The organism is Microseira sp. BLCC-F43 (assembly GCF_041929235.1).
Classification (GTDB): Bacteria; Cyanobacteriota; Cyanobacteriia; order Cyanobacteriales; family Aerosakkonemataceae; genus Microseira.
In genome coordinates this window covers 55,286-82,072 of sequence record NZ_JBHFNP010000192.1, presented here as the reverse complement: position 1 = coordinate 82,072, position 26,787 = coordinate 55,286, and the positions used below count along the sequence as shown (strand labels likewise).

The window sequence follows — 26,787 nt, the reverse complement described above, 5'->3', positions numbered from 1 at the left end:
TAGTCGAAACGATTCCTGTTGTCGAAACTCAGCCGATAGTCGAAACGATTCCTGTTGTCGAAACTCAGCCGATAGTCGAAACGATTCCTGTTGTCGAAACTCAGCCGGTTTATAAGACTAAGCCCCTACAGAATTCAACTGGAATTTTTACGGTAGGAAATGATGGCAAAGTTAGCGTTGATTTTCTCTTTGATGGGGGTGCTTATCAGGGAGAGGTTGCGATTGTTAGTTTAGCGGGGATGGAGGATTTAGAACCGGGGTCAGCAGCGTTTATTCAAGAAGCTGCAAAACGTGCCAATAGTAATTTTGAAATGGGTTATGTGGTAATACGCGATCGCATCGAAGGTGCCAAGTTCAACGGCATTTTAGGAGAACCAAGTCAAAACAGCGGCGAATACCAAGGAAGCAAAACTTTTACGATGCGTCCTGGGGATAAATTTGCCATTATGCTAGTTCCTAATGGCACGGTGCAACAAGTTGCTGAAAATCCTATTATTGGTGGCGATAAGCGTCCGCTATTTTCCATTCCAGCAGCGAATCCTGATGGCAAAGAGCAAGTGAAAGATTTAAATGGTAACAGTCGGATTTTTGCTTGGGAAGATATTGCTGGGAATTGGTCAGACCGCGATTTTAACGATTTTATTATCAAAATTGATGGGGCGACGGGTAATGTACCTCAAATTGGTCAAACTAACTGGCTGAATTCATAATTAGGTCATAAAATTTTAGATTTGGCGCTGTTTGAAAACAAAGTTCCAGTCATTAATGCGGTTGGCGATATTGCTTTAACGCCAGAGTCTCCCACCCGGACGATCGATCTTTCCCAAGTGTTTAGCGATCCGGAAGGGGATTTATTGAAATATGAAATTATTGCTGGAAATAGCGATACATTGTCTGTCGAGTTGGTGGGCGATCGCTTAAATTTAACCGCCTTATCCCAAGCGGGAATTACCGACGTTACGATTGGGGCAACAGATATCGCGGGGAATTCAATTAAGCATACTTTTTCAGTTACGACTACCAATTTGAGTCGAGAAACAACGACTGCTATTAATAACGCCCTGAACCAAATTCAAATTGCTGTCAACCAAAATCCCGACGATTTATTAGAAGCATTAGACAATCCTGATGCAGTGGCGGCACAGGATCAAATTATGGCAGCAATTGAAGAAAATCCCGATTTAATTCGCCTGCTACAACGACCGGATATTCTGCCTTTAGTCGGACTCAATTCCAGTGGAGTTGAGACGCTGAAGAAACTGTTACAAAGTCCAGAGATTGCCGATGAATTTGGAATTTCAGGTACATTAGAAGATGCATTAAGTCAACCCGATTCCACGCTATTAGATAAATTCCTGCTGAATGCCATTGACGCGCTTAATTTATTGCCAGAGGATGCCAAACAACCGCTAGTAGGAATTATTGACTTTACGGAAGGGAAACATTTGCAAAATGTTAGTCAAGCATTTGCTTCCATTAATCCTGACGCGAAGATTGATAAATTCACCGTTAAAGATGGAAATTGGGCGGCAGAATTGGTGAAATTTGTAGATAAAGTGCGCGCATCTGGGGAAAGTCATGCTGTGGTGAATCTCAGTTTTGATTTATCTCAATTAGATGACGTTGGAATTACCACTCGCTATGAATTAACTCCCGAAGAACAACAAGCGATTCAATATGCGCGGGAAAATAACGTGCTGTTAGTTGTTGCGGCTGGAAATACAGGCGGCGTCATGTCTGCTTTGGGTGCAGCAGCCGAACAATTTAATAATATTATTACCGTTGGTGCGGTGACTCAATTTGAGTCTAAAGCGGATTATTCGGCTTTTGGTGCAGGACTGAGTTTAATGGCACCTGGAGGTAGTTGGGATGACGATCCAGATGCGTTTGTGGGTACGTCTAGGGCGAGTGCTTATATAGCAGCGATCGCAGCTTTAGTTTGGGGAGCAAATTCTAAGTTAAGTTTGAGTCAAATTCAGAAATTACTGAGAGAAACTGCCGCCGATTTAGAGGAAGAAGGATGGGATGAAAAAACAGGTGCGGGATTAGTTGATGCTAAAGAAGCAATTAGTCGCGCTTTGGTGACAGAAGGAGAGGACGGGCAAGATGCCCATCCCACAGACGGGCAGGATGCCCATCCCACAAGAGAAATCAGTGAATTTAGTGGGGAAGGACGGGTGAAAGCTTTGGCGCGTCCGGCTTCTGAGGCTACGGCGAAAGCGATTTCCCAGTTAGAAAAGACTAATGAAACGTTACTGAATCAGTGGCAAACTTTAGTTGATTTAGGCAATCCGGCTTTAAGTTTAGATGAGTTAAGTGCTGAACTTAAACAGAAAATTGCCAAGACTTTGTCGGAGTATGAGAAAGCTAGTGTGGAGAATGCGATCGCTAAATCCGACTCAGACCAAAAAGCCGAAGCACTTAACTTTGCAACTCAGCATTATCTGATTGAATTTAACCGCTTGCCAGCCCTAAAAGATCATCAAAAAGACCTGGAGGAATTGTTAGCAGAATTAGGCAAACAAGAAACCGCCTTAAAAACTGAAACTCAAAAACTTCTAGATGGAATTCGCGAACAAATCACCCAAGCAGAACAAGATTTAGCCAAAGCGAAAGCCAAACTACTCAATCCACTAGCAACGAATGTAGAAACGAATCCAGAAGCTTTAAAAACCGAAGCATAAAATCAACGAGTATTTGCCCAAAACTTCCGCAACTTAGCGCAAACTTACGAAGCAGAACGACAAAATTATGCAGCCGCCGCTGATGCAATTGGCAATACCAAACAATGGCAAGTTATTGGTCATGAAAAAGGTCGTTCTGGACGCCGCAAAGAAGTTTGGGGTTTAGTGGACAATCCACAAGCGATTAAAGCTAAAAATCAAAATCTCTGGCGGGCGGGAATTGCAGCCCAAAACCGTCAAGCGATGGAACAATTAGCCGCAGAAGCGGAAAATCAGGCGAATCAGTTAACTCAACGCGCTCAATTATTGGAAGCACAACAGAATAGTTTACCTGTTGGAAACTCTGAAGAAGATGCGGCGAAAATCCTATAATTTTTACAAAAACAAGCGCAAGAACAGCAAAATATTGCCAGCAAGTATCAGGAATTAGCCAATCTTGCGGAAGGACGCCGCCAGCAAAATCAAGATATCGCTAACTGGCATAATTCCCAAGCAAATCGTTGGGAAGTTGTGGGTCAGAAACGCACAGGGCGCAGCGGACGAAAAACCGAACCTGTGTATGGATGGGTACATTATCCCGAACATATTGCGCCCCGCGACCAAGCGCAACACATGGCAAATGTAGCCGCGCAAGACCAGCAAGTTTATCAACAGTTAGCCATTCAAGCTCAACAACAGGCAGATAAGCTAAAAGAACAAGCGCAAACACTGCAAGCGCGAATCAAAGATTGGCCTATTTTGAAGCAAGGAATTCTCTACGAAATTCAGGCAAACGAACAGCGTTTGCAAGCTTATAAAGATTTACTGAATCTGAACGATCCGATTCAGCGGCAGAAGTTAGAAACGCTGCAACAGCAAATTCAACAAACCGAGACAGAACTGAATCGGTTAAATAATGAAAAGCTGCCAAATCAACAGCAGTTAACCGATGAAACCGAACGACGCTTGCAAGAAAAACAAGCCGAGTTGGAGGCAAGTCAGAAAGCACTAGAAGCGGCACATAATAATTTACAAAATATCTTGGAACTTTCGGGTTTCTTGTTGCCGTATCGGGAACGATTTGAGACAGTTCAGAAGCAAATTAAAGACTTACTAGATGAGAAAGTAAAAGTTGAGGAAACGATTGCGGAACTGGCGGCGCAGTTAGTTAAAACGCCTAGCGATCGCCTATCCGAACAGTTACAAAATTGGCGAGGTTATCTGAAGCAAGTAGAGCAAGAATTAGCTTGGGGGAACTTGCAAAAAGACCAATTAGCGATGGCGATCGCAGACTCTCCCGAACGCCTCAAAATTGCCAAGTTGATTAAGGAATTAGAAACCGCACCCGAATCCCTCAATCCAAAATCCAAAATCGAAAATCTTAAATCCTATGAAAGTGGCGGCGCGAATTTCCTGCAAGGGTTTGATAATTTAGAACCCCGTTTAACTGCGGCTAAAACCGAGCAAGCTGCAACCGAGAAATCTTTGGCTAAGCTTCAGGAAGAATATCGTCAATTGGGATTAGCTAAAGACGATTTGGAGAAAAATAAGATTCCCGCGAAACAGAAAGAGATTGAGGCGAAAGAGAAAGAAATTGCGGGGATGAAGGATGCGATCGCGCAAACTACTCAACTCCTGAATACCAAGCAAGCTGAGTTATCTGAATTACAAAATCAACAAGCACAAAAAGGCGAATAAATCAAGCAAAAACAAGATGAAATTGCCTCGACTGAAGCTCAATTAACCGAGCTTCAAAATCAGATTAATGCGAAGAATGGAGAGATTGAGCAACAGCAGTCTGTCTTGCAAGGGTATTACAATCAAATCAATCAAGCGAATGCACAAGTTGCTCAATTAGAACAGCAACGACAAGCTCATCAAAATGCAGCTAATTACTGGAATAGTCAGATTCAAACTTGGGGAATTGTAGGCTGGCAGCCTTGGTGGTGGTGGCAGATACCGATTTATGGTTGGATTTACAACCCACAAGCAGAAGCGAATCGAAATGCTCACCAAGCTGCTGCCAATTCTTTAGCACAACAGCGAGATGCTGCACGATTCCAAGCACAACAACTAACTGCCAGCTTACAACCTCAAATAGCAGCAACTCAGCAGCAAATAGCTGAACTTGGACAAGAAAGGCAAGGTTTATTACAACAGCAACAAACGATTGAAGCTCAGTTTGCTAATCATCAATTGCAACTTTTACAGTTGCAAAAACAACTGTTAACACTTAACGAACAGCTTGAGCCAAAACAAACTGAAGTTAAGCTACGTCAACAATACTTAGATGGGTTAAATGATAGACTCCAAACTCAACAACAGCAACGGGATACTTTACTGGGTGAATTGGCTGAACTGAATCGCCAGAAAGCCGATTTAGAGCAAAAAATCATCGACAAATATCGGGAAATTGAACTCACCGATGAGTATTTGAAGCAAGTAAAATCCGAAATAACTCGTTTGGGAAGTCGCTTGGAATTACTCAACAAAGCTGGAGTTTTGGAACAGCAATATCAAGATAATTGGCAAGCATTCCAGACAGCGATGCAAAACCAAACGGCGGCGACAAATGCTTTGTTGGCGACGCGGGAAGCTGGGAAAGCGGATCGGGAATTATTGGCTAATTTACAAGGGCAATTGCAGGAGGTTAATCGGGATTTGGTGGAGGCGCGATCGCTTGCTTCTTCCCTTACCGATACCCAGCAATCTCTTGCCTTTACCCAACTGCAAATTAGCAACCAACAACTGTTAATTCAAACCTTAATTGACCGCGATCCATCTCTTGCCTCTACCCAGTCCTATTATCTAAATCTCGCTCGACAAGCAGGACAACAAGCTTGGTACTGGAACGGCAGCACCTATGCTTACAACCCTGCTAAAGCTGCCGAATCTCGCAGTTACTTAGAACAAGCTTCATTTATTGCCAATGACCGCAATAAACTGTGGCAACAACGGCAGCAAGCTCAAACCAAAATAGGCGAACTCAATCAAAAACTGGGACAGGAACAAGCGCAAATTGCTGACTTGCAAAACAAACTAGCAGCATTGGGAGGAATGCCGCAACAATTCGAGGCACAAGCTGCGAATCTGCAAGCTGCTATTAATACAGTAAACCAGCGTTTAGCACCGCTACAAGCGCAAGAAAATAAACAACTTCAGGCGTTACAAACTGCGGTAAATCAAATTCAAACCCTGCAAACCGAGTTAGTGCAAACCACTCAACTCCAATCCACAGCACTGCGGCAATTGATTGGTTTAGGTGTACTCGCTTCTGAATCCGATGTAGACTTTTTTGCCACACAAGTAGAGCCAAAAGTCAAGACATTTATTGACAAATTACAGCAACGAAGTGAAGAGATTGCCAAACAATTGGCAAGTGCTAAAGCGCTGACAGCAAATTGGGAACAACAACTGGCGAATACAACCGATGAAGTCAGCAAACAAGCATTGACCAATCTGATAGAGAAATCGAAAGCACAGGTTGCCAAACTGGAAGAATTAAACAGCCAAAATCAGCAAGAACTTGATGAACTACAAAGCTTATTGACTCAGGCAAATAATGCTCTCACTCCCCTGCGCCAGCAGCAAGAGTTAGAAATCCGTCGCCAGTTAGAAAGCAACGCCAACCGACTCGATGCTTTGCAGTCTCAACTCAATTCTGAAAACGCGGCGGATGCAGCAATTAAACAGCAAACCGTACTAAGTTATGCTCAACTCAACGACCAAGTTCGTAAAGACTTGATCGATACTGCCGCCAACGGAACTAAGACGTTATTAGAAAGCAATCCGCAGACGAAAGATTTAGGCAAGCGTCAACATGAATTGTCTAAATCTGTTGATGAGTTGGTTGATTACATCACTCAGAATTTTGCCGACCCCTATGGAGAATATCACCGCAGTGCGGAAAATCTGCGAGATGAGATTACTAAATTGGGTGTAGTTGAAGAACGTGCCGATCAATTGGATACCAATGTCTCTTCAACACAGGATGCAATTGAACGGATTAAACTCCGCCTTGAACAAGATGCCAAACTCTGGGAAGAAATTGCACCCATTGCGATTCGTTACGGTGTTGAATCTCAACAACTGAAAGAATACTTACAACTGCCAGGAGATGAAAAAGAGCGTCGCGCCGCATTCCTCGCCAAATATCCAGAAAATGGCACAGCTATTAATTTACTCGTAGCTGCAACCCAGCAAGGACGTAATCCAAATGAGGAAATATCTAACCTGTTAAATGCAACTCAGGCAGATGTTATTCTCAATGCTGCAATGGTGGAAGGACGCAACCCATTGCAGGCGTTATTAGATAAAGCAAAAGCAGCTAAAGCCGAACATGAAGCGCAAGGTTATGCACAGTTAGCGCAAGCTGCTTGGTACGAACAACAAGCGGCATATCATTGGTCTGTCAGTCGTAAAAATGGCCCTTATTGGTACGAAGAACGCTGTTATCGGCGGAAGCGTCGCCGTCGCTGCGAAACGATTACCCACGTTGACTACAATTGGATTCTTTGGGATCAATATTCTAAATTATTTCCCCAACTCCGAGCGCAAGGAACGGCAAATTTAATTGAAGCCGATAAATGGCGCAAAGTGGTAGAACGCCTCGAACCTTTAGCGAAACAATGGACAGAATCAAATGAAGCTGCGAATACAGCCAAACCACCCATTGAAGAAGCGCGGAATTTATTTGCCCAATTGGCAGCGGCGCGAGAATCTATTCCGGGTGACAAAGCACAACTTGATAGTTTAGAAACGTTGCTACCAACAATTCAAAAACAGTTAGAAGAAGCGAAAGCAGAAGCAGACGCGCAGAATGCCAAAGTACGCGCCCAATGGGATGAATACGATGCCGATACTGACACATATCAGGAGGAAATTGCCGAAGTTCTCAAACGTCGCGGCGAACTGAATCAAAAAGCGATTCAAACTCAGCAGCAATTAGCAGAAGCCGAACGCTGGGTAGAGCGTCAAACTGTGGGATTGGCGACGGATTTAGAAAGCACTAAAGTGCTTACTACGAACTTAGAGAAGCAACGTCTGTCGATTGAAAATGAAATTCGCGATTTGGTGGCGCAAGGCGTAACCGTTGATGGTTTGCAAGACTTGTATACCAAAGGAGCGCAACTCGATCAAACCTTGCAGTTACTTAACAATAAAGCCGCGATTTTAACAGCACAGCAAACAACTTTAACCCAGAAACGCACGATGCTGACCGCGCAAAATGAAGTCATCCTCGCCGAACAACGGCTGTTGGATGCTTACATGCAAGATCCTGATGCCGATTACAGCAATTTACAAGCACAATTACAAGCTGCCCGCGAAGCTCTTGCAGAAGCACAACGCTTGGCAGAACAAGCCGAAGCCGCTAGCAAGGCGCTAACCGCACCTTTGCAAGAAATCCAAACAGAATTACTGGTACAAAATTACGAACATCTCAAACAAGCAAGAGAGCATGAAAAGCTGCTCAAAGAGTTAGTTAAAGCGACTCAAAGCAATGCAAATTATGCCTTGCAAGCAGCACAAAAACAGCAAAAAGTCAATAGTTTACAGTTCCAAATTCTCCAGCGCTTGCAGGAAGTAACTATCGCTAGCAATCGAGAAACGAAACATCTACTGAAGGCAGTAGAGTACAACGACATGGCGACAGCGGCGGAGATTTATTACCGAGATTTCGCTGATTTGGCAGGCGATCGCGGCGGTAAATCCAGCCCCGGTTTAGCTCGTCCCGAAGACCGCATTTTAGCGGACAAATACTATCAAGAAATGATGGCACATCGGGAACTGCAACGCCGCGAACAAGCGCAAGCAAATGCGTTCAAAGCAGCACGAGAAACAGCACAAGCGCAGCTAGAAACTTTGCGATCGCAAGAAGCAAATGCTACCAAATCATTAGAGGACATCAATGCTAAACTTGCCGAAACTGACCAAGAACGGAAAACGAAAGAACAGGAATTAGCGATCGCAACTGCACGTCTCAACGGTATCTCCCGCATCCGCAACCAAACAGAACAAACCTTTGTCCAGTTAGTAACGCTGGAAAAATTGAATCTAGCGCAAGCAGAATTAGAACAACAAATTGCCCAAGCGCGTCAGGAGAATATCGACGCAGCAGTACAAGCGCGGATGGAACGAGACGCCTTAGAACTCGACAGCAAACGCAAAGAAACCACCGCCAAAATCGAACAACTGCGCCAACTACAAGCAGAGGATGAATTGCGCCAATCGATCAATCAAGTGCGGGTGCAACAGGGACTCGCCACCCTCGAACCAACGGAAGATTTGGTGCAATTGCAGACACAATTAGCCGGATTGCTAACTTCACTCAAAGAATTAGAAACCCAACAACCCGAATTGCCAGCAGATGTAAAAGCCGCCTTAGCAGAAGCGCAAGGAGATATTCATCAAGCACTGCAAGGCAAAGAAACCGCCAACATGCAGGAAAATTTGCTCAAAGCAATGTCCGCAATGATCGGGCAAATAGAGCAATACAAAAAGGAAATTAGCCGCATTACTTTCGAGGAACTGTGGGATGTCGATATCTTGCAAACTGCACAACAAGATCTCAAAGGTGCCTTAGAGCAGTTGTGGAAACAATTACAGCTTGCTGGAGATTTACAAGGCGAGTTATCGAATATCGAACCCCTTTATTGGCAAGCTTTGAAGCAAGTTGCCTTGGCTCAAAATGCTGTAGACATTTCTCAAGAGTTAGCCGAGGCAGCAAAGAAAGCGCTAGATGAAATTATTCAGAAACGGATTGAAGAACGCAAAGCCCGTCAAAAATCCTTCTGGCAAAAAGTTCTGGGTATTGTTTCCAATGTGATCGGCGTTCTAGGTGCAATTCTGACTGTAATTCCTAGTCCCTTAACTCCTCTGGGTATTGGCTTAACTGCCGCTAGTGTTGGAATTAATGTAGCTCAAGCTGCCATTAACGGTGATTGGCTAGGAGCGCAATTTATGAAGCGGTGATTGGCGGAATTAATGTGTTTACCGCTGGGATGGGTAGTGCCTTAAGTCAAGGAGCAAAAACCGCTCTCCAAGGGTTAAAGGTTTTGGCTGCTGGATCGCTGAATGGCGCACGCTCCATTATGTCTGGACAAGGGGTGTTAGGCTTCCTACAAATTCTCGGTGGTATAGCTTCTGCGGTGACACCAGGACTGCGAAACTTTATGAGTTCATATAGTGGCCCACTTAAGAAGGTAATGTTCTCATTACTTGACAGTCTACAGCAAGCTCCACTACTGATATATGGCGGTATCCAAGCCATTCAAAACCATGATTGGTTTGATGCGATTCGTAATATTTTGGGTGCTGCTGTCAATATAGGTCAAAGCTTTGCTGGTAATTTCAACACGGTTGCTACTAACTTCTTCGATCAAGTTGGTCAAGAGCAAAATCCGGGAATTACTCTGTCGGGTGGTGTAAACGATTGGCTCTCTGGTCTTCCACAGTACTTGCCTGAAATTATGGAAAGGATTTTTGAACAATTTTCTAATAATTACGGTGAACCAAAGGATGGTTGGGGAAACACTAACGGTGACTATTCTTGGAATCCAAAGATTCTACTGACTGCATTTGTTGGAGATGACACCCTAGTAGGGAGTAGCGGTAGTGACACTATTATTCTAAAACGTAGTGTTTCGTATAACTTATGGGATAAAATCGGAAACTATGCTGCCTTTTTAGGTTGGGAAAACTTACCTGTTTGGCTGCGTAATTTGCTGACATAACAGCATGAAAAGGGGAAATTAAAATTATTACCTTGGCTTGACGAGTGGGTGATCAAAGAGCTACTCAAAAAGATACAGCGTCAACTCAATCCGAAAAATGCTTCTATTGTTGACCCCCTTCCCTTGCTTAAACAATACAGGGTACTTGTTGGTCAGTTAGATGAATTTAAGCGTGATGAATGGACTCATTGGTCGCTTAATTTCTTGAAAGGATATGCTGAATTCAAACCCCGATATCTAACGAGCGCGGAAATTCGAGAATTTAGAGAACATATTCATTTGTTAACAAATACCTCACAGCGTGATTTTTGGTCTGATCTATTGAAAAATAGGATTGTAGAATATGTCAGTTCAAATATCCAAGGCTATCAAGGTGAAAAAATCTTAGTTAATTCGGATTTCATTGACTCGATGGATCTAATAAACAACTATGCAATAACAAACAATGTTATTGTGAGTGTAACAGACTCATTCCGACCTAAAGGAACTTCTGTTCAAGGTTCGATTGTACCACCGAGTGAAAAATCTAATCACAAAGTAGGACACGCAATTGATATGAACTTAATGTACGATGCGAACAATGATGGTACACCCGATACACTTGCCAATGATAAATATCTTGGTCGAGTGAAGTCAGATCCTAACAGTGTTCATCCTGATGTGAGAAATTTCGTAGAAGCAATCCGGAACGATCCAAAGCTCCGGTGGGGTGGGGATTTCCCGAAAATCGACCCAGTTCACATTGATGATGGGCTAAATGTAAACAACCAAAAACTTTGGGAGCAAAAATACAACACTCTTCCTTAAGAGATTTCAGAAAGATATAACGCGATCGCTTCTTTACTCCAACCTAAAACAAGCGTGCGATCGCCTATCCCAAAACCCAAGCGATCGCGCCAACATCCCTCCTAATTCGGTTTTAGTAATGATGCGATACGTGCTACGCAAAACGTGAGCGATCGCACCTCAAAATCACATGCGATACGGCTTTAGCCACGCTGCGCGAACGCACTCCTTTACTTCAGTGACTCAAATGCGATCCCATCGATCAAAATCTTTTCTTTTAGCTAGCTACTGATGAGCGATCGCAAATCAACTACCTCGCGCGATCGCCTACTTTTGAATTACCTACGTAGAACCGAACTGATAATTATTGTGATAGTTGCACTGGCAATTAAAGTAAAAGCAAGTTGCACCACCCACTGAGTCGCTTGCTGGTAATTAGAAAAGCGATCGTTAAACTTTTCAGAATCTCTAGCTAGCTTGTCAACTTCAGTCGATAGCTTGTCAACTTCAGTTGATAGCTTGTCTAACTTTTCGATCACATCTACCAGAGTTGGTTCTTTATTGGTTGTACTGGTCATTTGTAGTTTTTTAAATCGATAATTCTATTGTACCGCAGCAGCGAGCGCTGCTACTTATTCTGCATCGCGATTCTTGGAGCGATAGCTAAGCGCATCCGCGCAGCTTCGCTTCCGCTTCACGCGCCAACATCCCTCCTAATTCGGTTTTAGTAATGATGCGATCGCCATTTTGTAGCTTAAAATAAAGGAGATGTAGAAAAACCATACCATTATGAATCCAAACAGTCAAACAGCTTCCTTGCACAACTTTCAGGAAACCCACCAACAAGAAATACAGGCAATTACTCAGATATTGGTACAAATCACCAGCCGCACATCCGAGCAAATTAAACCATTACTAGATGCACTGCTCGAACGGCTAGTAGAAGCTCAAGAACCTCCATTTTATGAAACAGCTACCGCAGCAGAATGGTCAATAGCATTTCGCCAATGGGTTGACAGTCATCGTACTCTCAACCTCCCCACTCTTTCTGATGAAGCAATTAGCCGAGAAAGTATTTACGGAGAAAGAGGTTAAATGCCATTTCTCCTAGATACAAATATCTTGCTGCGTAGCATCGATACCGCGCACCCCATGAATGGTGATACAGTTAATGCCATCGCTGTGCTACGCGATCGCGGCGAACAAATTTATATCGTGCCGCAAAACTTGATAGAGTTTTGGAATGTATGTACGCGCCCTATAGAAAAAAACGGATTAGGACGTACTGTAACGCAAGCAGAAGCCGAAATTAATCGTTTAAAAACGTTTTTTCCGCTGTTGCTGGATACCGCAACAATTTACCAAGAATGGGAACGATTGGTAGTGACGCATAGCGTTATCGGTGTCAACGTTCATGATGCAAGGCTAGTAGCTGCTATGCTAGTTCATGGCTTAACTCATATCCTCACATTTAACATCAGCGACTTTGCCCGCTATGGTGAGGTTACCGCTGTTCATCCCACAACCATAACCCCCTGAAGTTTGAGCTATAGGAGCGCGCCAATATCCCTCCTAATTCGGTTTTAGTAATGATGCGATCGCTTCCTAAACAGAACTAATAATCAACTGCGATCGCTCGTGATTCAAGTTACTTGTTTCAAGAGCGATCGCTTATTATATAACGAAATTTTATAGATTATTTGTCATGTTAAAATCATAAAAAGTCTCAGACTAGGAGAAAGTTCTAATGTCCATGATGACAATAAAAGACTTAGAGCAAGTCCAAGCCGCCTTTGCTGAAGCTGGTTTAGATTACCAGGTAGAACTAGAAAACGGGAGTATTTCGATTGTGGGGCCATCAGATCTCGTATCCAGTGAAATTGCCACTCTGTTAAGTCGATTGCTGGCAAACTGGGTTTACCCTCGTCGTCTGGGAAGAATGTTTAACTCCGCAGGTGGTTTCATCCTACCGGATGCGAACCTCAAAGCACCCGATGTTTCTTTTGTTCAAGCAGCACGTTTGCGGCAAAGTCCGCGTTATTTTGGCGAACTTGTTCCCGATTTGGTTGTAGAGATTAAGTCTCAGAGCGATCGCATTAAACCTTTAGAAACCAAGCTGCTGAAATTTATCGAACTGGGAGCAATTGTCGGAATTTTAATTGACCCAGATGAAGAGACAGTTACTATTTATCGGTCTACCGGCGAACCAATGGTTTTAGAAAATGGCGATATTTTAACTATCTCAGAACTTTTTCCCGGTTGGGAATTGCCTGTTTCTGAGTTATGGCCTCCGATTTTTACAGAAGAAGAAACAGAAGTTTGAAATCCAACAGCGGTGACTAAATCCCCGACTTATCGCTAGAAATTGGGGATTTGGGTGTGGTGGTGATGAAAGCGATCGCTTATATTATGTCCGATCGATTACACATAATCAGAAGTTTTATTATGGGCAATTCAACGGACATGATATTATCCCCCAGAAACGGCAGTTGTTTTTTCTGCCGACTGTGGTGCTGCCATCGGTTTAATTGGCTTCAGTTCCGCCTGAATTGGTGAATATTGACAATAGCAGATCGCTACCATTTCAAACTCGCTGTTTGTTTCACCTGTTGGATACTGTTCTACTCGCACAACTTCCCAATTTCCGCGACACCAATGGGTACTTGTACCGGGAAACTGAGGATCGTCAAATGCTGGAATATTGTGGAATTGGGGTACTCGATAACCCGGTTGGGGAATCGGTCGATTAGAAGAATCAAAATGCTCTGCCAGAATATCGGTACAAGCTCCTGTATGAGCGAGCAATCTGTTTTCTGCACCCTGTTCTTCTTGCCAGTCTGCTCTAAAAATAATGTACTTGCGTCCCATTAATCTTCGTCCGACCTATAATCGGGAAATTGAGTTTCGCCTTCAAAGATACACTTGTACTTGAGGGTGGTGTTTGAAGTGCGTTCGACAGACAGCAGCTTCCACCCGTACTTTTTTTCTATTGCATAGCACCGCCATCGTTCCGTAACGCAGTGCCATGAAGTTTCCGTTGGTTCTTCAGGTGCAAATCTCACTTCATAGGAGTTGCACCGTAGCCTTAACAGCTTGCTTGGCTACTCCCGTGGCTTCTCCTGTTGATCCAAAGGAATTTTTCCCGCAGCTTTTGCCCTCGCAACAGCATCTTCAATCAGCAGAGACACTAACTGAGATACCGAACGCCTCTCGACGTTGGCTAGTCGCTTGAGATCCTCTCGCAAATCTTCTTCTACCAGGACAGAGATATTGACTTTTGCCATCGCATCTATACAAGTACCTTTACTCATCCTAGTTTGTCGTGAAGTCTAGGGATTTCCCAAGAATTCTAGGAGAAGCTAATAGGATATTATAGGACATAATAGGATTTAATATTGGCAACTGTACAGCAAAGATAGACAATCGCCCAAAAGAGACGGTACGCGATCGCCACCCACAACCGACAGCGATCGCTCCCTTGCCACCCGAACTTAAGTAAGATTTATGCAGCGCACTTCAAGATATTGGTTTTCGCTGGTTAGTAAAAAGCTTGTATCAGCCTAAAATCAAGGGTTTCATGGGGCTTGTGACTTTTTGCGATCGCACGCTTGACAAGCTAACATCACTTTTGTATAGTGAGAAGCAAGGAAAAAACATAAACCGAGATGAAATAGGAGGAACAACGCGGCTGGCAATTGTTGCAATGCTGTACGCCAGCCCAGGATTGAGTACGCTTGCGTAGCTGAGATCTTGCGCGATTTGCATAGCCCGCCCGGAAATCAATTTCCGGGCTAATAGCTAAAGTCGGTTAAAACCGACTGAAATCGAGCGCAGAATCACAGATTAAGCTTCCCAGTCCACTTAAGTGGACTTAAGCTTAAGCTGCGGGATTTTAATCCCTGGCGTGTGAGTGGGCAGATGCAATATGTGAGATGACGAGCGCATCGGTCAAACTTGCGTAGCTAACCCCAATTGCGAATCTAAACAGGTTAAACGATGAGTTGCACTTTCTTCTAGTAATTGACGAATAAAATTGGGCTGTTGGGAGTTAACCTCGTGCAAAAGATTCCGATACAAACGACAAGCAGAATCATCATTCAAAATGCGCGTGTGGATAACTTTAGTCCAATCTTGAGCAACCAATATGGTTTGGGGAACAACGGCGATAAAGGCTTTCATCTGTGCTGACACATCAAACGATTCTAGAAAATGTATGAGGCTAAACATGACTTCTGGCTGTTCGCAACGATCGTCTAGAATGAGATGCAAATCTGGCAAGTATTCTGTTTTAGGATTTTTAGCAAGTTCGGCTAAAGCATTTTCAAACGCTGTAACTTCGTCTGGCGATCGCATCAACTTATTGGCTTCTAAGATGCTAATCCAGTTAGTTTCTTGCATCAGCTATTTCCTTCCTTTTCAAAAGTACCCGACCAAGCTCACTTATTTAACCGGATGACTTCCTGTAGGCTACGTCTAATTTCTGGCGTGTAGAGTGACTGACGGCGATAAATGGTTCGCGCATCCTTAATCTCTCTAGCCAGTGCATTTCTTGGTAAAAGACTGATGTCGGGGAGTTGTCCATAAGAGATGGTTTGGCGATGACGACCTCCCTGACCTGGCACAGGATGTTCCATCATCATAGCAATACCAATTCCTCTAGTGTAGTTAGGAACTTTTGCAGCCATGAACGCATTAGAAGGAATGTGGTGCGGTGTTAGGTTATCGCCTCTACGTCCAGTTTTAAGCAAGTCATCATAGCGTCCGACAGCGCCTTCTCCTGGAAGTAGTTGCTCTGTGTTATCTGCGATGTTTTTCTCCTGTGTGTTTTAACTACACTATGTCTCTTGATTTTATCACCAGTGACTCGCGATCGCTCTTTGGTAAATCGATAACCTTGACATCAAGATCTGGCTTGACAAAAGAAAAAGACTCGTAAAGCATTTTGAACATTAAGGATTGATTGAAATGGAAACACTGATTGGTACTCTTGGCAATGACGTCAGAATTTGAAATGGATCTACTAACGTGACCATTAATGGTCTAGCTGGTAATGATTCTCTCCTGGGTAATACTGGCAACGATATGCTCTATGGAGATTTTGGCAATGACACTTTAAGAGGTAGAGGTGGTAACGACTTACTATTCGGTGGTGGTGGAAACGATTTGCTCTATGGAGATCAAGGCAACGACTCTTTATTTGGTGAAAGCGGCGACGATCGATTAGAGGGTGGTTTTGGTAACGATAATCTCTCCGGAGAAATGGGCAACGATAGACTTTTTGGGCAAGACGGCAACGACATTTTGACAGGCGATCAAGGTAACGATTCTCTCTACGGTGGAGTAGGAAACGATAGCCTTTTTGGTCGAGATGGCAACGATTTGATCGATCCTGGAAATGTTAGATCTTCAGAGTTAGACACTTTAACAGGTCGAGGCGGACGCGACCTTTTTGTTCTGAGTAATTTGATGTCCGGACAAGGGTCTGGATATGCTTTGATTACAGATTTTGTAGTTGCTGAAGATCGCATCCGCTTGAGTGGAACTAGGAATCAATACTCGGTGCTGGCTATCAATAAAGCTGGAACAAGTGCTGTGGATACTGGGATTTACAGGCTGTTCAATGGGGGTAGCTCTTTAATTGGTGTGGTGCAAGATATCGCACCTACAAGTTTAATCCCTCAAAACTTCACCTATATCTAAGTAGTGATGCGATCGCTTGTGATGGGGATGTGCGATCGCCAGCGATAGTCGGAATTTACTTTCATATCTATCGCACCTCAAACCATTTTTTCTACCAAAATACACATTTTTGGAAACATAGGTTCTATGACTGCTGTAAAAAAGTTTTCAATTGCTCTAGCAGGAGCAGCATCAGTTGTTTTGGGAATCGTTAATACAGTACAGGCAGCAACTCTTCTTGGAGGACGGCTGTTTTCTACAGGGGGAAACGTATCGGTACAAGTTCTGCCAACAGGAGCTAAATACACTAGCGATCTGGGTCTTTACTCGCCAAGATACCGATACATAGCCAACAACCGGGAAACTGGCAGGATCGTAAATTTGGGAAGCTTCTCAGCTGGGCAAGAACTTGTTTTTGGGATATATGTTCGTGATACCGGGAATACCTTCCTAATGGGTCCCGGATCTCGCAACGCTGATCGCTTCCCTCATGCGGTTGTGACGTTTGTAGATCCCAAAACAGCAATCGTTGGGTTTGAAGACATATGGGGATTGGGGGATACGAGCTTCTACGATAATACTTTCGTATTCCGTGGGGCAATTTCCGCCACTCAACCTTCTGTTCCTCCCACACTCACTGGTGTATTACTTAACGGCAAAAATGCAGATCTCACTATCTTTGAAGGTGAGTCAGTATCAGCAACGCTGAAAGCCACCGATCCCAACCGAGAAGCGATTAGCTTCCTTGTTGACGGCAAACCTGTTGGCACAGATTCCCGCACTTCAGGCACCCGTCAAATAAGTGCAAATTTAGGTCTGTTTCCTGATGAAGGCAACTTCAGCTATACAGTACAAGCGCAGGACACCAGTGGTTTGTATAGCAATACTATTACCCGAACTCTGAATGTCCTGAACGTTGACCCGATTATCACCAGTTTGACTCAGGATTTGATGGATATCAGTACCTCAACGCTGTTCGATTTTGCCGCCACTGCAACAGATGCCGGAATTAATGATATTTTGACATACGATTGGGACTTCAATGGTGATGGCTTGTTTGATGATTTTACTGGCCTTGGCGGTCAGTGGTCGTTCTTGAGTCCCGGTCTTCATACTGTAGGTTTGCGAGTTTCAGATGGTGATGGCGGTTTCGCTTACGGTTCTTTCAAGGTAAAAGCTATTTCCGAACCTACTTCTGTTCCTGAACCTACTTCTATTCCTGAGCCTAGTTCTGTATTGAGTATTTTAACATTGGGTGCTTTTGGTGCTAGTTCGCTGCTGAAACGCAAACAGCAAAAGAAAGCTTTGAATTCTGTTGTAACTGATTGATGATATAGCAGTGCGATCGCTCTTCAGTTCAAAAGAGCGATCGCCCGTGCTAAAATCGCAAGAATGATGGTTAGCGATCGCCGATGAATCCAGCCGCAATTACCCAAAACCTTACAACATTTCTGGAAGACTTAAAAAGTGCTGACTTGATTGGCATCTCCCTCATCCCGTCAAATCTGGGATTGCGCCTTGAGTTTACTTTTGGGCCAGAATCAGGTGATGTAGCTATCGAACTTTACCGAATTGTTCATCTGGTTCTTTCCCAACCTTTGAACGCAGATAATGAAGGTTTCTGCTTTTGGGTAGGGGAAGTTGATCTTAAAAAAATTGAATCAGGTATTAATGAAGCTTTATCAGCTTTATCCTACCAATTTCAAAATGAAACACTTGAAGCATCGGAATCATCACTGATTCGCTTTCGCTTGGAAGGAGATATTTATATCGAGGCTGTTTCTAGGGAATATAAAATATTCCAGTAACTAAAAGGCTGACAAAATTTAACCTCGATCAAAGCTCACTTTTTGCCACAAATAAACTACACGACAACCAATCAAAAACTATGCCATACACTCATCGCCTCGCAACTCCCGAAGATGCAAAATCTATTGCACCCCTAATGACCGCCTTCGCACAAGAACGGGAATCGGTTGACCCCTCGATGTTGCTCAAACCCAATTATGATTTTGAGCAATACGTTGCCTATCAATTAAGCAAACCGCTTTCCTACTGTTGGGTTTTAGAATATAACGACGGCGAAACTGAATCGAAAACTATTGTTGGCTTTTTCTTCACCTACACTTACGACGAAACTCCACCCGCTAGCTTACCCGAAGAATTGCAGCAATACCAACAATTAGAAAATCCGTTTCAACCCCGCCGCGTCGGTTCGGTTTTGGGATTGTACGTGCAACCAAACCATCGGAAACCGGATGCGATCGCACAACTAATCGAAGCCGGAATTAAAACAGCATAAAATCTCAAATTCACGGATATTGACGTCCTAGTTTCAGCCGAACAAACTGGCATCCACGCATTATTAGAAAGATTGGGTTTCCACAAAGCAGCGGTGCAATATACCCGCCATTACGAGATTCCCACCGATGCCCAATTACCCAGTTTGCACCCACCCCACCCAGAATTATCAGAAATAACACCGCCCGCGCCGAGTGCGATTCCTTTACGCAACCTCGAGACTAACGAATTGATTCGCAAACCTAATGGGGAACCTGTATTTTTAATGCCGTTGCGCGATGATAAAGGTGAATTGATTCGCACATCTGATGGCTTGCCAATTTATCCTACTCCCTTGCGCGATCCTGAGAAAAATGATTGGGTATTTGATGCGACAGGTGAGTTGGTAACTTGTCCGATTTTGCAAGAGGAAACGGGTGAAATTGTCGAATATCAAGGTATTCCTCAGTTTTATACCCCCGCTTACGAAGCTGCTGCGGGAGGAATTCGCTTGCAGCGAGATGCACAAGGTAATTATGTGTTCTGTGCAGTGGAAAAGGATAGTCGGGGAAAGATTGTGCGATCGCCTGACGGTCTACCCATTTTTAAACAACCTCTTCTGGTGTAATATTTTTTCAAGCTGGCAAAAATACTGTCGATCCCCCTAGTCCCCCTTATCCCAGGGGGGACTAGAAAAAGAAAGTCCCCCTTATCCCAGGGGGGACAAGAAAAAGAAAGTCCCCCTTCTCCCAGGGGGGACAATAAAAACAACCCCCGCCAAAGGTAGAACAACACCGCCCCCCTTGGCAAGGGGGGTTGGGGGTATCGACTCAACCAACTAAAATAAGGAGCGATCGCATAAAGGTGTATCTAAAATGGTTCAAAACAGTTCAAAAAATTGTAGGGGCGGGTTTTACCAAAGGTATGGGAAACTAACGCAATCGATTAATAAACCCGCAAGGGCGCTAAAGCGCAACTACGAACGAGTTATCCTGGCGATTTTATTTGCGATCGCATTCCCCAGCACCACCCTGGCGCAAATTACCCCCGATACCACTCTCCCAGTTAATTCCACCGTCACGCCGAATGGAAATATCAATATTATTGAAGGTGGAACTCGCACGGGTAATAATTTATTCCACAGTTTTGAGTCATTTTCTATCCCCACTAACAACAAGGCTTTTTTTAACAACGCCCTAGATATCCAAAATATTTTTAGCCGCGTTACGGGAAATTATATTTCTAATATTGATGGCATTATTCGCGCCAACGGAACTGCTAATTTATTCTTGATTAACCCAAACGGACTTATTTTTGGTGCCAATGCCAGGTTAAATATTGGCGGTTCATTCTTTGCCAGTACGGCAAGAAGTTTGAACTTTGCCGATGGGAGGCAATTTAGTACCGTATCTACCGCACAAACTACCCCGTTACTAACAGTTAACGTGCCGATTGGATTGCAATTGGGTACGAATGCTGCACCGATTCAAGTGCAAGGTTCGCGTTTAGCAGTGCAACCGGGACAAACTTTAGCATTGGTGGGGGGAGATGTCACCATTGCAGGCGGAAATATAATCGCACCTGGAGGACGGATTGAACTTGCTTCAGTAAGTTCCGGTCAGTGGTTATTGGGAAATAATAACCAACAATTGGTTACTAATTATGGAAATATTCAACTTGACCAACAGGCAATTCTAGATACCAGCAATATTGGTGCGGGCGATATTCAAATAACAGGAGGACAGGTAACCCTAACCGGACAATCCCAGGTTATTGCCAATACCTTGGAAAATCAAAATGGCGGCAATATAACGATTCAAGCCAATAATTTTACCTTACAAGATGGCGCATTGGTATCTGCATACACTTTTGGTGAAGGTCGTGGTGGCAATATTTTTATCAATGCTTCTGACTCGGTTAATATTATTGGAACGGGAAGGATTGAAAATTTAATTCCCACTCTTTTGCTGGGTGCTTTTAACGAAGGTTTGCTGCGAGATGGTATATTTACCGGAAGTTTTGCGGCGGGAGATGCGGGAGATTTAACGATTAATACTCGCGAAATGACGATTCGAGAAGGGGGAAGAATTGCATCGCTTACCAGCGTGGGAGGTAGGGGAGGAAATTTAATAGTAAATGCGACCAATGGTTTGGAAATTATCGGGACTCGGACAATAGATGATAGAGTTGATATCTCTCCTGAGATTAGTATAGGACTGCCGATTTTTATCACCGGGATAGCGACGGGAACGTTTGGCAGAGGGAAAGAAGGGGGGAATTTGACCGTTACAACTCCTCGGTTAATTGTACGCGATCGCGCTGGCATTCTATCTGCAACCACGCGTAGCAGCGCCGGTGGTAATCTCACCCTCAATGCCGGAGAATTAGTAGATCTTCGCAATGGCAGTATCGTCGCTACTTTAGCAGTTGGTAGCGGTAATGCTGGCGACTTGAACGTTACCACTGGACAGTTAAATATAGTCAGACGCGGCGGACTTTCTTCGAGTAGTCTTGGTGCTGGAAACGCTGGTAACTTATTAGTCAATGCTAGGGGGATTTTCCTAGAAGGTGCCTTTATTGCTGCCTCTACAGGTGGCAAGGGAAAAGGAGGAAATTTAACAATTAATGCTTCAGAATTAGTAGAAGTTACAGCGTTAAGTAGCATTCAAACCGGAACCGCAGGCGATGGCAATTCTGGTAATCTCACAATTAATGCTCCTAGAATAATCCTCCAAGGTTTTGGTGCAGGAGTCTCAACACTTACAACAGGTGTAGGTAAGGGAGGAATTCTGACAGTAAACGCTACCGAATCTGTAGAAGTAGTTGGCGATAACCCAGGTGCATTTATTCCCGCAGAAGACACTGTTTCATTCATTATCCAAAACCCTCAACAACGCCGCAGTTTGACAGGTTTTGCTACAGTTAATTTCAATGGTTCGGGAGATGCAGGCGATTTAATAATTACAACTCCCAGATTGCTTATCCGCGATGGTGCAGGTGCGACTACTTCTACCTTGGGAACCGGATTAGGTGGAAATTTGACCGTAAATGCTTCGGAATCTGTGACTTTGATTGGTAGAGGCGGATTAGCAACTGCCACATTTGGAAATAAAAAAGCTGGCAATTTAACTGTTAATACTCCTAGATTAAACCTCCAAGATGGTGCTGCTATTTCTGCCGACACTTTGGGTGCAGGTGATGCCGGAAACTTGCATATTGACACGCGCAACTTAACCGTACAAAATGGTTCGCGCATTGGTGCAGGAACAACCCAAAACAGTACGGGATTGGGAGGAAGAGTAACAATTAATGCCAAAGATTCTATCGAAATTATTGGTACTTCTGTAGGTAATATAGTCCCCAGTGGCGTATTTGCTAGTACTTTAGGTGCGGGAAATGCCGGAGATTTGAACGTGGAAACTGGAAGTTTAACCGTCCGCAACGGCGCACAAGTCACCGTCAGTGGCGAAGGTACGGGTGCGGCAGGTAACTTAAATATTACTGCTGACACTGTGCGTTTGGATAACCGAGGTTCCTTGCGTGCGGAAACTAGAGTGGGCGATCGCGGCAACATTTCGTTACAAACCGAAGCCTTGCAAATGCGCCGCAACAGCAACATTACCACCAACGCTTTCGGTACTGCCAATGGTGGCAATATTAATATTAATTCAGATACTTTAGCTGCATTAGAAAATAGCGATATTCGCGCCAATGCAATTCGAGGTCAAGGTGGTAACATTCAAATTAATACGCAAGCAATTTATCGATCTTTGAATAGCGATATCGATGCTAGTTCCCAACTCGGAATTGATGGAATAGTAGAAATTCAAACCCCCGAAATTGACCCTACCCAAGGATTAGTTAACATTCCAGGAATTGACGAATCTCCTAATATTGTCACAGGTTGTCAACCAATAGGTAGAGAAACATCTAGTTTTACGATTACTGGTACGGGAGGGTTACCGCCAAATCCCACCCAACCTTTTACCAGCGAGGCAATTTGGAGAGATACTCGTTCTGATTCAGTTGCAACTGACAATCGACAACAAACACCAGACAAAATTGTCGAAGCACAAGGTTGGGTGCGCGGTGCAAATGGTGAGATTATTTTAACAGCAGATCCGGCAGCAGCGACGCCTTATAGTCCTTCTTTACCAATTGGTTGCTATGGGAAATAAACCTTGGCTGAAATTCGATATTATGACACCCTTAAGGGTGTCGCTACACAAACGAAGCCTGCCTTCGCAGGCTAAAATTACTAGAAAGAGACAGCGATCGCTCTCGCTTCTCCTCATATTTGTCCTCTCCCTATTTCTCACCATCATCACCCCCCACTCGTTCGATATTATGACACCCTTAAGGGTGTCGCTACACAAACAAAGCCTGCCTACGCAGGCTAAAATTACTAGAAAGAGACAGCGATCGCTCTCGCTTCTCCTCCTACTTCTCCTCTCCCTATTCCTCACCATCATCACCCCTTTTAACCTCTCTGCTTCCTCTGCGTCTCTGCGGTTCAAATCAATCTTACAAACAGCACAAACCCTCAACGAACAAGGACGACAGCAACTCGAACAAGGTGACGCCGAAGCAGCTTTAAATACTTGGAAACAAGCGGAAGCTGAATATCAAAAAGCCAAAGATGAAAATGGAGTTATTGGCAGCCAACTCAACCAAACTCAAGCACTCCAAGCTTTAGGCAGATATCGCCTCGCCGAACAATTATTAGAACAACTCCGAAAAACTATCGAAACTCAATCCGACTCGGAATTAAAAGCAACTGTATACCGGAGTTTGGGTGATGTTTTGCGAGTGAATGGGGATTTAAAGCAATCGGAAGCTATCTTAGAAGAAAGTTTAAAATTAGCCCTATCGTTAAACGCAACGCCAGCAGTTATTGCCACTCAACTGAGTTTGGGAAATACCGCCTTTGCTCAATTCAAACGCGCGCAAAGTGTGAACGATCCGCAAAGGGCTGAAGTGGAGAGTAAAAAAGCTGTTAATTTCTATCGCTCTGCGATCGCACAAGCAACTTCACCCCAAATCAAACTGCAAGCACAACTTAATTTACTCAATTTATTAATTGAAACAAAACAACGAGTAGAGGCAGAAAAAATTTGGCCTGAAGTTAGACAGGCGGTAAGCGAATTATCTCCGAGTTTGTTGGCGATCGCATCTAAAATAAACCTCTCTCGCAGTCTACTTAAACTCAACCCTATAAATGAAGCAATTCCATCTCTCCTAAGTAGAGCGTTCGCACAAGCCAAAACCTTAGCCAATCGGCGCTTAGAAGCCTACGCAATTGGTTATTTAGGACAATTTTATGAGTTTAATCAACAACCGCAACAGGGGATTAACCTCACAGAAACAGCATTAAAGTTAGCGCAATGTAATCAATTTTTTGATATCGCCTATCAATGGCAGTGGCAGTTAGGAAGATTGTATAATAATACTGGGAATAGAATGGCAGCGATCGCCTCCTACACCGAAGCCGTTAAAACCCTTGAATATTTGCGAAAAAACTTAGTTATACTCAACCCCGAAGGTCAATTTTCCTTTCGCGATGAAGTCGAACCAATTTATCGTCAGTTAGTTGATTTACTTTTGCAATCCGAACCCAGTCAAGAAAACCTTCAACAAGCAATCAAACAAATTGATGCGCTGCAACTTGCCGAAATAGAAAACTTTTTAGGCTGCGATTTGTCTAAATTAGTTGTAATTAACAAAGTTCCCGATCCCAAAGCTGCCATTATTTATCCGATTGTGTTAGACCAACGGTTAGCCGTCATTTTACAGTTACCTGAAAAAGTTTTAGAATATCATGAAATTGCGATTGACAAAAACCAGGTACACAATGCGATCGCCGAGTTAAAAGAATATTTAAACGCACCGAATCGCCGCGATGAAGTTATCCAAAAAGCGCAGATATTTTATCAATGGATATTTAAACCTATCGAACCAACAATTAGCAGCCGCAAAGACATTGAAACTTTAGTATTTGTTCTAGATGGAGACTTGCGAAATATCCCGATGACAATTCTCCACGACGGTCAAAAATATCTGTTTGAAAAATATCCAACTGCTGTGGCTCCCCAATTGGAAATTTTCGCCCCCAAACCGCTGGAAAAAAGCTTAAAATTATTTATTGGTGGCGTTGGTCAACCACAAACAATCGAGGGAATATTTTACGAGCGCATTAGATATTTTGACCAAGAGTTAAATCAAATAAAAACGCAAGCATCTGCCAGCGAAACACTTGTAAATGAGAATTTTACCCTGGCAAATATCCAACAGCAACTCGAATCAGAAAACTTTTCAGCCATCCATATTAAAACTCACGGCGTCTTCAGTTCTGAACCGGATGGTACATTTATTGTGGCTTACAATCAATTAGTCAAGGGTAAAGATTTAGCTAACATAATTCAATCGAACCGTCAAAGCGAATCTCAAACTATCGAATTACTCGTCCTGAGTGCTTGCTATACAGCACAAGGAGATAACCGAGCGATTTTAGGACTGGCTGGAATTGCAGTGCGTGCAGGCGCACGCAGTACAATATCAACGTTATGGGAAGCACGGGATGCAGCCAATACCGAACTAATGGCAAAATTTTACCAAGAGTTATCTAAACCAAACATGACGCGAGCAAAAGCATTGCAACTAAGTCAAAAATCCCTGTTTGAGCAATACAAAGCTCCCAATGTTTGGGCACCTTATGTTTTAGTTGGGAATTGGCTTTAATATCGTGTCCGGTCGATTACCTCTAATAAAATAAGCCCGCGCAGGCGGGCTTAGTTTGTGTAGCCGCACCCTTTAGGGTGACGGTATTATGGGTAATTTACCGGACATCATATAACAACCAGAAACCCGGTTTTTCTAAAAAACCGGGTTTCTTAACCATTATCCACGAGTTGTATGACTTCAACCACAGGTATTTTACCCATAGCCTCCAAATCAGTGGAATCTAACTCAGCAGATGTTAATAAATTCATCCAATCGCGTTTGAGTTGTTCATTTTCTGAATTGCTAAGACGCTGTTCTGCTAAACGGGATAAAGCGTCATACCAAATTTCTGGATTCCCAGCGTTCATTTTAACCTCGCTTTCGGGAGTTAACGGAACTCGTTGCACCCACTCATCCACAGCAACGCGCTGATTGGGGGTCTTTTGTTGGCATTTAATTACTAAATACCAATGGTAATATTGATTCGGTTGCAGGGCATATTTAGGAACGGCAGGGAGACGAATCCCAATAATTCCAGGAGTTTTAGAGGGTTTAAAAGAAGTTCGGTAAATAAGTTTTTCGTCGCGCTCGTGCAGTGAAAATTCGCTCGATTCAATTTCTTGTGATGAATAGGGAAGATAAAACCAAAATGTGGGATATTCTTCTGTGGTTAATCGCTGTTCCAGATTGCGAGGAACTAAAGCTGTCAGTCGCTGACCTGTGTTGTTGCAAGATGCGCTAGAATCGCCAAGTCCACCGCCTTCTGTGGCAGTTCCTTTGGGTGGTCGGTCGCGACTTGCATTGACTTGGTTCTGATTCTCCAGAATACCAGACTGTTGTTGTGCAAGCACCGGGTAGAATGGCACGCTGATGATTGAGAGAGCAATCGCAAAAGCAATCTTAACCTGCTCGGTGACCATAGCAAA

The 26,787-nt window shown here is 43.7% G+C and carries 24 protein-coding genes; 17 read left to right on the top strand and 7 right to left on the bottom strand.

The window, feature by feature from the left end; genetic code table 11:
* The 7 genes from ACE1CM_RS26815 to ACE1CM_RS26785 form a co-directional block, all read left to right on the top strand.
* Positions 1 to 710, top strand: a 710-nt coding sequence (locus tag ACE1CM_RS26815) for a DUF4114 domain-containing protein (protein WP_374881905.1), incomplete at its 5' end; no start/stop codon positions are given.
* Positions 711 to 731: 21 nt separating this feature from the next.
* Entirely contained in the window at positions 732 to 2,684 is a 1,953-nt protein-coding gene (locus ACE1CM_RS26810) for a S8 family serine peptidase (protein WP_374881904.1), read from the top strand.
* Positions 2,685 to 2,849: 165 nt separating this feature from the next.
* A complete protein-coding gene (locus tag ACE1CM_RS26805) occupies positions 2,850 to 3,056 on the top strand; it encodes a hypothetical protein (RefSeq protein ID WP_374881903.1) in 207 nt (68 codons plus the stop codon).
* A gap of 138 nt (positions 3,057 to 3,194) precedes the next feature.
* Positions 3,195 to 4,361 (top strand): hypothetical protein, encoded by a 1,167-nt coding sequence (locus tag ACE1CM_RS26800; protein ID WP_374881902.1) that lies wholly within the window; start codon positions 3,195 to 3,197, stop codon positions 4,359 to 4,361.
* A gap of 105 nt (positions 4,362 to 4,466) precedes the next feature.
* Positions 4,467 to 9,635 (top strand): hypothetical protein, encoded by a 5,169-nt coding sequence (locus ACE1CM_RS26795; RefSeq protein WP_374881901.1) that lies wholly within the window; start codon positions 4,467 to 4,469, stop codon positions 9,633 to 9,635.
* Positions 9,632 to 10,396, top strand: a complete 765-nt coding sequence (locus tag ACE1CM_RS26790; RefSeq protein WP_374881900.1) for a hypothetical protein — start codon at positions 9,632 to 9,634, stop codon at positions 10,394 to 10,396. The genes ACE1CM_RS26795 and ACE1CM_RS26790 overlap by 4 nt, the downstream gene beginning before the upstream one ends.
* A 48-nt stretch (positions 10,397 to 10,444) precedes the next feature.
* Complete coding sequence (locus tag ACE1CM_RS26785; protein WP_374881899.1) at positions 10,445 to 11,203, top strand: M15 family metallopeptidase; 759 nt, start codon at positions 10,445 to 10,447, stop codon at positions 11,201 to 11,203.
* 317 nt (positions 11,204 to 11,520) lie between these two features.
* Here ACE1CM_RS26785 and ACE1CM_RS26780 read toward each other — a convergent pair whose 3' ends face one another.
* Positions 11,521 to 11,760 (bottom strand): hypothetical protein, encoded by a 240-nt coding sequence (locus tag ACE1CM_RS26780; protein ID WP_374881898.1) that lies wholly within the window; start codon positions 11,758 to 11,760, stop codon positions 11,521 to 11,523.
* 211 nt (positions 11,761 to 11,971) lie between these two features.
* On the opposite strand from ACE1CM_RS26780, the gene ACE1CM_RS26775 reads away from it, so the two are divergent.
* The 3 genes from ACE1CM_RS26775 (at position 11,972) to ACE1CM_RS26765 (ending at position 13,505) form a co-directional block, all read left to right on the top strand.
* Positions 11,972 to 12,277 (top strand): hypothetical protein, encoded by a 306-nt coding sequence (locus tag ACE1CM_RS26775; RefSeq protein ID WP_374881897.1) that lies wholly within the window; start codon positions 11,972 to 11,974, stop codon positions 12,275 to 12,277.
* A complete protein-coding gene (locus ACE1CM_RS26770) occupies positions 12,278 to 12,721 on the top strand; it encodes a type II toxin-antitoxin system VapC family toxin (protein WP_374881896.1) in 444 nt (147 codons plus the stop codon).
* 208 nt (positions 12,722 to 12,929) lie between these two features.
* The gene (locus tag ACE1CM_RS26765) at positions 12,930 to 13,505 is read left to right on the top strand and encodes a Uma2 family endonuclease (protein ID WP_374881895.1); all 576 of its coding nucleotides are present in this window, start codon (positions 12,930 to 12,932) and stop codon (positions 13,503 to 13,505) included.
* A 146-nt stretch (positions 13,506 to 13,651) separates the two neighbouring features.
* Here the strand turns inward: ACE1CM_RS26765 and ACE1CM_RS26760 are convergent, their stop codons facing one another.
* From ACE1CM_RS26760 to ACE1CM_RS26740, 5 genes are all read right to left on the bottom strand, one after another.
* On the bottom strand, positions 13,652 to 14,050 hold the full coding sequence (locus tag ACE1CM_RS26760) for a hypothetical protein (protein ID WP_374881894.1): 399 nt from the start codon (positions 14,048 to 14,050) through the stop codon (positions 13,652 to 13,654).
* The gene (locus ACE1CM_RS26755; RefSeq protein ID WP_374881893.1) at positions 14,050 to 14,244 is read right to left on the bottom strand and encodes a hypothetical protein; all 195 of its coding nucleotides are present in this window, start codon (positions 14,242 to 14,244) and stop codon (positions 14,050 to 14,052) included. Before ACE1CM_RS26755 ends, ACE1CM_RS26760 begins: the two co-directional genes overlap by 1 nt.
* Positions 14,245 to 14,283: 39 nt before the next feature.
* Positions 14,284 to 14,493 carry a hypothetical protein gene (locus ACE1CM_RS26750; protein ID WP_374881892.1) on the bottom strand — a complete coding sequence of 70 codons (210 nt, stop codon included), beginning with the start codon at positions 14,491 to 14,493 and terminating at the stop codon, positions 14,284 to 14,286.
* Positions 14,494 to 15,130: 637 nt separating this feature from the next.
* Positions 15,131 to 15,580: an Imm30 family immunity protein gene (locus ACE1CM_RS26745; RefSeq protein WP_374881891.1), complete on the bottom strand. Its 450-nt coding sequence runs from the start codon at positions 15,578 to 15,580 to the stop codon at positions 15,131 to 15,133.
* Between the two features lie 38 nt (positions 15,581 to 15,618).
* On the bottom strand, positions 15,619 to 15,930 hold the full coding sequence (locus ACE1CM_RS26740; protein WP_374881890.1) for a hypothetical protein: 312 nt from the start codon (positions 15,928 to 15,930) through the stop codon (positions 15,619 to 15,621).
* A gap of 277 nt (positions 15,931 to 16,207) precedes the next feature.
* On the opposite strand from ACE1CM_RS26740, the gene ACE1CM_RS26735 reads away from it, so the two are divergent.
* From ACE1CM_RS26735 to ACE1CM_RS26705, 7 genes are all read left to right on the top strand, one after another.
* Positions 16,208 to 16,882 (top strand): calcium-binding protein, encoded by a 675-nt coding sequence (locus ACE1CM_RS26735; RefSeq protein WP_374881889.1) that lies wholly within the window; start codon positions 16,208 to 16,210, stop codon positions 16,880 to 16,882.
* A gap of 126 nt (positions 16,883 to 17,008) precedes the next feature.
* Positions 17,009 to 18,190: a PKD domain-containing protein gene (locus tag ACE1CM_RS26730; protein WP_374881888.1), complete on the top strand. Its 1,182-nt coding sequence runs from the start codon at positions 17,009 to 17,011 to the stop codon at positions 18,188 to 18,190.
* Positions 18,191 to 18,273: 83 nt separating this feature from the next.
* A complete protein-coding gene (locus tag ACE1CM_RS26725) occupies positions 18,274 to 18,669 on the top strand; it encodes a hypothetical protein (RefSeq protein WP_374881887.1) in 396 nt (131 codons plus the stop codon).
* A gap of 80 nt (positions 18,670 to 18,749) precedes the next feature.
* Positions 18,750 to 19,163, top strand: a complete 414-nt coding sequence (locus ACE1CM_RS26720) for a hypothetical protein (protein WP_374881886.1) — start codon at positions 18,750 to 18,752, stop codon at positions 19,161 to 19,163.
* 72 nt (positions 19,164 to 19,235) lie between these two features.
* Positions 19,236 to 19,769, top strand: a complete 534-nt coding sequence (locus ACE1CM_RS26715) for a hypothetical protein (RefSeq protein WP_374881885.1) — start codon at positions 19,236 to 19,238, stop codon at positions 19,767 to 19,769.
* 247 nt (positions 19,770 to 20,016) lie between these two features.
* The gene (locus ACE1CM_RS26710) at positions 20,017 to 23,319 is read left to right on the top strand and encodes a filamentous hemagglutinin N-terminal domain-containing protein (protein WP_374881884.1); all 3,303 of its coding nucleotides are present in this window, start codon (positions 20,017 to 20,019) and stop codon (positions 23,317 to 23,319) included.
* On the top strand, positions 23,309 to 25,879 hold the full coding sequence (locus ACE1CM_RS26705; RefSeq protein ID WP_374881883.1) for a CHAT domain-containing protein: 2,571 nt from the start codon (positions 23,309 to 23,311) through the stop codon (positions 25,877 to 25,879). The genes ACE1CM_RS26710 and ACE1CM_RS26705 overlap by 11 nt, the downstream gene beginning before the upstream one ends.
* A 152-nt stretch (positions 25,880 to 26,031) precedes the next feature.
* Here ACE1CM_RS26705 and ACE1CM_RS26700 read toward each other — a convergent pair whose 3' ends face one another.
* The gene (locus ACE1CM_RS26700; protein ID WP_374881882.1) at positions 26,032 to 26,781 is read right to left on the bottom strand and encodes a DUF928 domain-containing protein; all 750 of its coding nucleotides are present in this window, start codon (positions 26,779 to 26,781) and stop codon (positions 26,032 to 26,034) included.
* Positions 26,782 to 26,787: the final 6 nt, after the last annotated feature.